The sequence below is a fragment of the Clostridium sp. chh4-2 genome, assembly GCF_002899675.1.
Taxonomy (GTDB): domain Bacteria; phylum Bacillota; class Clostridia; order Lachnospirales; family Lachnospiraceae; genus CHH4-2.
Genome location: NZ_PKUU01000004.1, coordinates 301,377 through 310,371, shown reverse-complemented (window position 1 = coordinate 310,371; position 8,995 = coordinate 301,377). Strand labels below are relative to the sequence as shown.

7 protein-coding genes are annotated in these 8,995 nt (G+C 45.0%); 6 read left to right on the top strand and 1 reads right to left on the bottom strand.

Annotated elements, in window-relative coordinates; genetic code table 11:
• The first annotated feature begins 363 nt into the window (after positions 1 to 363).
• Entirely contained in the window at positions 364 to 2,562 is a 2,199-nt protein-coding gene (locus C0033_RS06365; RefSeq protein ID WP_180994588.1) for an extracellular solute-binding protein, read from the top strand.
• A 149-nt stretch (positions 2,563 to 2,711) separates the two neighbouring features.
• Here C0033_RS06365 and C0033_RS06360 read toward each other — a convergent pair whose 3' ends face one another.
• Positions 2,712 to 3,968, bottom strand: coding sequence for a uroporphyrinogen decarboxylase family protein (locus C0033_RS06360; RefSeq protein ID WP_103227028.1), 1,257 nt, complete (start codon positions 3,966 to 3,968; stop codon positions 2,712 to 2,714).
• A gap of 182 nt (positions 3,969 to 4,150) precedes the next feature.
• On the opposite strand from C0033_RS06360, the gene C0033_RS06355 reads away from it, so the two are divergent.
• The 5 genes from C0033_RS06355 (at position 4,151) to rpsO (ending at position 8,800) form a co-directional block, all read left to right on the top strand.
• Positions 4,151 to 5,263: a Gfo/Idh/MocA family oxidoreductase gene (locus C0033_RS06355; RefSeq protein WP_103227027.1), complete on the top strand. Its 1,113-nt coding sequence runs from the start codon at positions 4,151 to 4,153 to the stop codon at positions 5,261 to 5,263.
• A 12-nt stretch (positions 5,264 to 5,275) separates the two neighbouring features.
• Complete coding sequence (locus tag C0033_RS06350; RefSeq protein ID WP_103227026.1) at positions 5,276 to 6,175, top strand: sugar phosphate isomerase/epimerase; 900 nt, start codon at positions 5,276 to 5,278, stop codon at positions 6,173 to 6,175.
• Between the two features lie 215 nt (positions 6,176 to 6,390).
• Positions 6,391 to 7,263, top strand: a complete 873-nt coding sequence (locus tag C0033_RS06345) for a hypothetical protein (RefSeq protein ID WP_103227025.1) — start codon at positions 6,391 to 6,393, stop codon at positions 7,261 to 7,263.
• Positions 7,264 to 7,290: 27 nt separating this feature from the next.
• Positions 7,291 to 8,394, top strand: a complete 1,104-nt coding sequence (locus tag C0033_RS06340) for an anaerobic sulfatase maturase (protein WP_103227024.1) — start codon at positions 7,291 to 7,293, stop codon at positions 8,392 to 8,394.
• Between the two features lie 139 nt (positions 8,395 to 8,533).
• Positions 8,534 to 8,800 (top strand): 30S ribosomal protein S15, encoded by a 267-nt coding sequence (gene rpsO / locus C0033_RS06335; RefSeq protein ID WP_103227023.1) that lies wholly within the window; start codon positions 8,534 to 8,536, stop codon positions 8,798 to 8,800.
• Positions 8,801 to 8,995 lie beyond the last annotated feature (195 nt).

Genomic DNA, 8,995 nt, shown 5'->3' with positions numbered 1-8,995 from the left:
GGCCCGTAAGGACAGAACGAGGCAGGCCAGCGCCATTCGCAGTGAACTCTTTATGACTTCGCTGCTCAGCGGCGCTTTAAAAACTGAGACGGAAATCAGTTTTTACCTGCCTCGTTCTGTCCTTACGGGCCTAAGTAGTTCTAAAGGGGTTCCATACGATCCCATCTGTCCGTATCTTGCTTCCCCGGCCCGGTTCCCTCCTCTGATCGTTTCCTTCCGGCTCCGCCTCCTGGTTCTGTGCGTACCCCCTTCGCCAACCCCGTTAAATAACAATTTTATGCAACATTTCTTTTTCGGTTTGTGTTTACAGATGTTTGGGAATCCATTATGATAGAGATAAAGAAAAGGCAGGAGGTTTATGGATTGGCAACGATAAAAGATGTGGCGAGGTTGGCGCAGGTTTCCATCGGTACTGTGTCCAACGTGCTGAATGGAAAAACTAAAAATGAAGATTTGATCAGGCGTGTGGAAAATGCTGTGGAACAACTATCTTACCGCCCGGATGCCAATGCCAGAAATCTGAAAAATACAAACAGCGGATTGGTGGGAGTCATGGTTCCGGATCTGAGCCAGCCCCAGTATGCCGCTTTTTTGCAGCAGATGGAAAGTCTGCTGAGGGAGCATGGTTATTCAATTCTGGTAAAATTAAGCCGCAACAACCGGATGGTGGAAAAGAAGGGAATTGCCGGGTTTATGGAACAGGGAGTGGACGGGATTGTGATCTACTCCGCTACCCATGTGAAAAGTACGGATATCCCAAGAAATCACCAGATTCCCATGGTTTTGATCACAGGCAAGAATGTGCCGGGATTTCCGGGGGACCAGATCATACTCGACTATACGAATGCATTTGGCATGACCATGGAGCAGATGAAAAAAAGGGGTCTATCCCATGTGGGCCTGATCATGGAGTACAATATATTGGAAGACGGCGGTCTGTCTTCTGTTTATAGAAGCTATTTTCCGGATATGGAATTGGTGAAATCTGTGGACAGCAGCCGGGAAAGCGGATTTCAGGCGCTGTTCCAGCTGGCATACAGCCACCCGGAACTGGACGGCGTAATAGCCGGCAGCAGTTCCCTGGCACAGGGGATCAAAAAGGCTCAGGCCGCTCTCGGGCTGCAGGATCTCTGTATTGCCGCTGTTAAGGAGAGCAGCTGGATTGAAGATGAAGGCAATTACGATATTCAGATGACCCTGTCACAGACACAGGTGGCGGAACTGGCTGCAGAATGCCTGCTTGGGGGTATCGAAGAAGGGCAGGATCACGAGTTTACAATCGACAGGATAGAAGCCACAATGGACTGGTTCCAGCCTATGAACGCAGGCATTAGGAGATCGGCGGCTTCTCTGAGATTTGCCATGTTGGACAGCCCATCGGCCAGAAGCCTGCAGATGCTCAGTTCGATCTATATGAAAGAGAGCGGAGCAAAGGTGGAATTCGACCTTTTTACCTATCAGGAGCTGGAAGATCTTCTATACGCCCAGGCGGCGGAAAAATGCAGCTGCTATGACGGCTTTATGATGGATCTTCCATGGCTGGACGGTTTGATTGAAAGCGGTTATGTGAAAAATCTGGATGAATTTTATGGAGAGAACAGAGAATTTTTCGACGGATTTTTAGAAGGCGTTTTGAAGGATTTTGGAATGTATGTGGAATCTGTCTATGGCGTTCCGTTTATGTCGGGAGCCCAGCTCCTTTTCTATCAGCGGGATCTATTTGAGGATAAAAAACTGAAAATATTATACCAGAGAATGTATAAAAGCCGGCTTCAACCGCCGAAAACATGGGAGGAATTCAACCATGTGGCTGAGTTTTTCACCCAGTCCCTGAATGATAAATCGCCTGTGCCTTACGGAGCTTCTCTGGCCCGGGGGGTGAATGTGTATACGTCCATTTACTTCTTGTCTCATCTGTGGTCTTTTGGCGGCCGGATATTTGACGGAACCGGAAGGCCGGATCTGGATACGGAGCCGGCTTTGAATGCGCTTAAAAATATGGTGGAAAGCTACCGGTGCACGTCAGGTCTTGAGATCAGTTCCTGGAATGAGATTTCAGAAGAATTTAAAAAGGGAAGAAGCGCCATGATCATCCTGTATGATTCGGATGCGGGAGATATCAATAACTATACCAGCTCAAAAGTGGCCGGAAACTTGGGGTTTGACCTGATTCCGGGCGGAACTCCCGTCATGGGAGGCTGGAGCCTGGCGTTGAATACCTACGGAAGGAATCAGAAAGAAGCGGAGCAGTTCCTTTTGTGGGCCTGCGGCCTGCAAAATTCTATTCCTTTGGCCCTTTTGGGCGGTTCCACGCTGAGAGCGGAGTATTATAACCGTTCGGATCTGGAGAATATTGAACCGTGGAAACCATTGATTCTGCCCAGCTTCCGCCAGAGCAGAAAGAGAATCATGCCGGAAATTTTAGATGACAGCATGTATAAAAATACCATCTATACCAGGATTATTCCGGAAGAAATACAGAATGTGCTTGAGGGAAGAGCAACAGAAGAGGAAGCCTTAAAGGCCATGCAGAGACGGATTACAGAATTTATGAATAGGTAGATTTTGACTTTTGGATATTGTTTTTAACAAGGCCGGCAAAAACCGGCATGGAACGTGGAGACGGGAAGCAGAACCGGGGGAGGATCTGCTTCCCGTCTCCACGTTCTGAATCCCTATTCCATGCGTCCCATTCGCTCATAAATTACAACCTATTCCCCATTATATTCCCTTACCGCCTCAATCATGGCCGCCAGATTTTCCGCAGGAACTCCAGGCTGGATATTATGAATGGTATTGAATACAAAGCCGCCGTTTTTGCCGAATATCTTACAGCATTCCAGAACCTCGTCATGAACCTGGGCGGGAGTTCCGAAGGGCAGTGTTTTTTGGGTGTCCACGCCTCCGCCCCAGAACGTGATGCGGTCTCCAAATTCATTTTTCAGCTGATTCCGGTCCATATTTTTGGCGGTCCACTGAACCGGGTTTATGATATCAAAGCCGGCTTCGATCAGATCGGGAAGCAGTCCGTAGATACTTCCGCAGCTGTGTTTAAATGTTTTCCATGAGGTATTTTCGTGAATCCAGTTGTTGACCGCTTTATAATATGGGGCATACAGGCTTCGAAAGACCTCGTTGGAACAGAAAGGCCCGTTCTGCGTTCCGAAATCAGTGCCGCAGATATAGGCGACCTGGATGGTCTCACCCAGGGTATCATGCATTTTCTTCAGATTTTCCAGAGCAAAATTCAGCTGGTAATCGAAGATTTCATGAAGGGTATCCTGGCGTATGGCGGTGGAAATGTACCATTCCGTAATATCGCGGATTCCTTTGGGTGCTTTTAACTGCGGGCCGGGAACCAGGGCGATATCGCCGAAAGCGGTTCCTCCTAAATTGCCCATGATGACATCGGTGGAATGCTCTTTCTCTTTTCTCTGCGCGGCCAGCCAGTCCAGGTCTTCCTGTGCGATTGGCCCGAATTCTTCCAGATTTTGTGAAACGTCGTATTCGTCTTCATCAAATTCCGGTGTGCGTATAATATTATCAAAGTAATATCCTCCGTTTGGCATATGTCCTGCGGGCGGATAGGAGGGATCGCCGCAGGCATAGATAAAGGTATCCCCTTTTTCGTTGGTTGTCGTGACAAAATCTTTGGCAACTAAAACTTCCTGTCCCCATGGGGTTTTCCATTCCTTAAACTGATCTGTCTGGCGGAAGCCGTACATGGTTCCGGCGTTCCATAGAGGAGAGGTCTGAATATTCATAGCTTCTTTTAAATCGTCATCCAGCGCGCCCAGCATCTGAAGTGGTTCGATTATCTTAATAATGCGTTTTTCTAATCCATAATATTCCCTCATCTTTTCAACAATAGAGCAGTGAATGCCTGTAGTCGGCATTCCGCCAATGTCCAATAACAGCGGTCCATCCTGATGGCTTAATGCTAATGATAATTTTTCTTTTCCGGTCATGTGTTATATCTCCTTTCGATTACGTGAAACGATTCATGCTATAATGGGATCATATCATGGAATTAAGCATTTGACAAGAAAAAATGGGAATAATTTACTAATATTCTATTGACATGAACGGCGCAATTTGTTAGTATGAAAATGACTTATAAAACGTTTCATGAAGAAAGGGGATGCGAAAAATGGACAGTGCCAAACTTTTAAGGCAGGAACTGGAAGCGGCAACGATTCCTGTGATGCCTAAAAACAAGGATTATAAAATCGGTATTATCGGGGCGGGATTTATCGTAAGAAACTGTCACCTGGCTGCTTACCGCAAAGCGGGTTTTCATCCATATGCGATTACATCTTTAGATCTGGAGCAGAGTAAAGAAGTTGCGGCCGTACATAATTTAGAGAAGGTTTATGAAGACTGGCATCAGCTGGTGGATGATCCGGAGGTGGAAATTATAGATATTGCGGTGCCTCCGCACGTACAGCTGGATATTGTCAGGTATGTATGTACAAAACCTCACATTAAAGGAATTCTGTGCCAGAAACCCATAGCGATGTCTGTACAAGAGGCGAAGGAAATCGTCGAACTAGGAGAGAAGGCAGGGATTCCCATAGCCGTGAATTCAAATATGCGTTATGACCAGTCCATGAGAGCGTTAAAATACGTTTTGGACAAAGGGCTGATTGGAAAACCGGTGATTGCCACCATCGATATGAGAGCCATACCGGATTGGCAGGCATTTTTAAAGGCGTATAACAAGCTGGAATTATATGCGATGGGCGTTCATCATATTGATATTTTCCGTTATCTGTTCGGCGACCCGGAAAAGATCACGGCTCTGTGCAGAACCGATCCGAGAACAAAATTTGAGCATACGGATGGAATTACCCAGTACACCTATCAGTATTCAGACGGTTTGATGGCCACCAGTTTGGACGACGTATGGGCATGGCCGGAAGAACCTTGTGAGAAGCACAATTATATTAACTGGAGAGTGGAAGGAACGGAAGGATTTGCCGAAGGGGATTTCGGCTGGCATAAGCGGGAACCGGAATTTGCAGGAAGCTCTCTTCGCCTTGCATGTAAATCCTATCCCCATCAGTGGATTGAACCGAAATGGGATACCATGTGGTTCCCGGATGCATTTGTGGGAACAATGGCGAATCTGTTATGTGCGGTGGAAAATAAAACGGAACCGGAGATCAGCGCCAGGGATAATGTGAAAACGCTGGCCTGTGTGGAGGCTTGTTATAAGTCGATCAAAGAGGAACGGACAGTTAAATTAGAAGAATTATTATAGGAGGAGCAAGGTATGATTTCAGTTGGTATTTTTACAGGATATTATCCATATTCGTTGGAGGAAACGATTAAAAGGGCAAAGGATCACGGCATGAACTGTGTGCAGCTGGATCTGGAATTTAAGGACATTGATTTATCCAGAGGAAATATAACAAAAGAAAAAGCGAATTATGTGAGGGACGCATTCCGGGATGCCAATCTCCCTATTGTGGCTATCTCAGCTTATACCAATCTGGTTCATCCTGACCCGGTTCAGAGAGAGGCCAACATTAACTATGTAAAAGAAATACTGGCCCACGCCAGAGATTTTGGAACTCCATATGTGGTAAGCGAGACGGGAACTTATAACGTGGAAAGCGACTGGCTTTACGATCCAAAGAATGCGACCGAAGAAGCATATCAGGAGTTTAAGAAGATTGCGGTTGATCTGGCAAAGTTTGCTTATGATCATGACGCCGTATTTTTAATCGAGAACTATGTAAATAACATCGTAGGTTCTGTGGAGCAGACGGCCAGACTTTTAAGAGAGGTGAATCATCCGGGAATTGGACTTTTGATGGACCCGACCAATTACTTTGGGGAAGACAATATCGACCATGTGGATGAAACCATTGAGAAGATATTCTATGTTTTAGACGATAAGATCCGCGTAGCCCATGCAAAAGACTGTAAAAGGGCGGTGGATACCGGCGAGAAATTCGGCGGAGGTTCGGCGGAACACAACAGCTTCCGCGGTGCAGGTGCGGTAGAACTTCCGGCGGCTGGTTTGGGAGTGCTGAACTATGAACTCTATCTGGAACGGCTGATGAAGAATCATCCAAATATCCCGATCATTATTGAACATTTGGACGAAGAAGATATTCCGAGAGCGAAAAAACATGTGGATCAGGCGTTGAAACATGTGGGCGCTTAATTAAATAAAAAGGTTTTTTGCATTTAGGACATAAGGGCGTATGAAGGCGCTCTTATGTCCTGTTTTTTGGTAACATTAATCAGAAGGCAAAACGGCAGCATTTTTGTAATGAGTATTTACCGAATCATAAAAATATGATATACTGATCACCTCAGATTTTCTTATCGGCAGTTCGCCGCAATTTCCCAATGAAAGCAAAATAAGGAGGATACTGTATGGATATTGACAGTACATCAAAAGAAATTACGAACCGTGAAGTGAAATCCAGCGCATTTACGGCACTTTTTGGCGACCCTAAAAATGCGGCCGCACTTTATCAGGCACTGGAACCGGGAGAGGAGGTGAAACCGGAAGATATCGATTATACAACTCTCAGCGGAGTGATCTTTATGGCCAGAAAAAATGATATGGCGTTCACCGTGAGAAAAAAGATTCTTGTAATCAGCGAACACCAGTCAACGCTGAACGAGAATATGCCGCTGCGGGATGCCATCTACTTTGGACGGACCCTTGAAAAGCTGGTTGAATCCAGAGCTTTATATAAAAACAAGAGAATTTCCATTCCTGTTCCGGAATTCTATGTGTTTTATAATGGAGCTGCGCCATTTGCTGCGGAAAAAGAGCTGAGATTATCCGACGCTTACCTTGTAAAAGACAGGGAACCTATGTTAGAATTAAGGGTGAAAGTTATTAATATAAATTTATCGGCAGATCATCCGATATTAAAACAATGTCAGCCCATTTATGAATATTCCTGTTTTATTCAGAAGATCCGGGATTATATCATTACCGGTAAAACCAGGGATGATGCGGTTATTCAGGCGATATCGGACTGCGAAAATGAAGGAATCCTTTTAGAGTTTTTTAGAGAGCATGGAACGGAGGCGTCGAATATGCTGTTTACTGAATTTAACATGGAAGATGCGCTTGAAGTGCGCGGGGAAGAGAAGTTTGAAGAAGGTATGGATGTCATGCTGACAGTGGTATCCGGGATGGCAGCGGATGGACGTGCCGCTGAGATTCCAAGGCTGAAGGAAGATGCCGCATTTTTAAAAGAGATGATGGAGAAATATAAAATTGACCGATAAAGAACAGAGTTACGAGAAGGAGAAGATATGCCGCCAATCAGTGTATTGATTAAACCAGCGTCAGGAAACTGCAATCTCAGGTGTGAGTATTGCTTTTATTATGATACCATGTCGAAACGGGAGCAGTCGTCCTACGGGATGATGTCGGAAGAAACGTTAGAGGCTGTGATGAAACAGATTTTTGCCTATGCGGAGGGGGAATGTACAATCGCCTATCAGGGCGGGGAACCCACTCTGGTGGGGCTTCCGTTTTTTGAGAAGTCCATAGAATTACAGGAAAAATATAATACGAAGAAGATTAAAGTATATAATGCTCTTCAGACAAACGGGTATTATACGGATAAGAAGTGGGCAGAGTTTTTTGTGAAAAATAATTTTTTGGTTGGAGTTTCCTTAGATGGAGGCCCCAAAGTCCATGATCTGTACCGCAGGAATATCAAGGGCGAGGGAAGTTTTTATAAAATCATGGAAAATATTGAGCTTTTCAAGAAGGCGGGAGTGGAATTTAATATTCTTTCCGTGGTTAATGGAAAGACGGCTCCCCAGATTGAAAAGACTTATGCATTTTATAAGAAGAACGGGCTGAGTTATCTGCAGTTCATCGCCTGTCTCGATCCTTTGGGCGAGGAGCCGGGAAAACGTGAATATTCGCTTACACCGGAATGCTACGGCACTTTTTTGATTAAGCTGTTCGATCTGTGGTATGAAGATCTGCAAAAAGGAAAACCGCCTTACATCAGACAGTTTGAAAACTACATAGCCATGCTGCTCGGACAGATACCGGAATCCTGCGATATGAGGGGAATCTGCGGAATGCAGTATGTGGTGGAGGCCGACGGATCTGTATATCCCTGCGATTTTTATGTATTAGACCAGTACAAACTGGGAAACTTTAATAAAGATACGGTTGACGCGGTGAATGAAGTGAGAAAGGAGATCCGGTTTATAGAGGATTCCGAACATCACGATGAAAAATGCCGGGACTGCCGGTATTATCCGCTCTGCCGGGGCGGATGCCGGAGAAACAGGCAGGAAAACGAACCGTTTCATCAGTATTTCTGCAGGTCTTATGAGATGTTTTTCGAGGCTTGCCTTCCGCGGATGATGGAGATAGCGAATGCCATAAGATAGGGGGCAAAATTCATTTGACAAGACTTATAATTCGTGATAAACTTACAAAGTATGAGTTAACGCCAGAACCCGGTTTTTTGGACACTCCAACCAGAAGCTTAGTTCACGGTCAGTCTATAAGAATAAGGAGGAAATCATCATGATTTCAAAGGAAAAGAAAGCTGCGATTATCGCAGAATACGGCAGAAAACCTGGAGATACAGGTTCACCGGAAGTTCAGATTGCTATTTTAACTGCAAGAATTGCTGAATTAACAGAGCATTTACAGCAGAATAAGAAAGATCATCATTCAAGAAGAGGTCTTCTTATGATGGTTGGTCAGAGAAGAGGTCTTCTGGATTACTTAAAGAAGACAGATCTTGACGGATACCGTGCTTTAATTGAAAAGTTAGGAATCAGAAAGTAATTTTGAACATTAGGGTGGAGAGATTATCTCCACCCTATTCTTGATATCATAGGAAAGCGTTTTTATGATATTAAGAGAATTTTTATTTGCAATTCATGTGGAAGATTTGTCCCGAGACCGCTGAAAAGGGCATGAGCATTCGTGTCTTTTTCAGTAGTTTCGGCATCTTCCGCAGAACAAAATTCTAATTTAAAG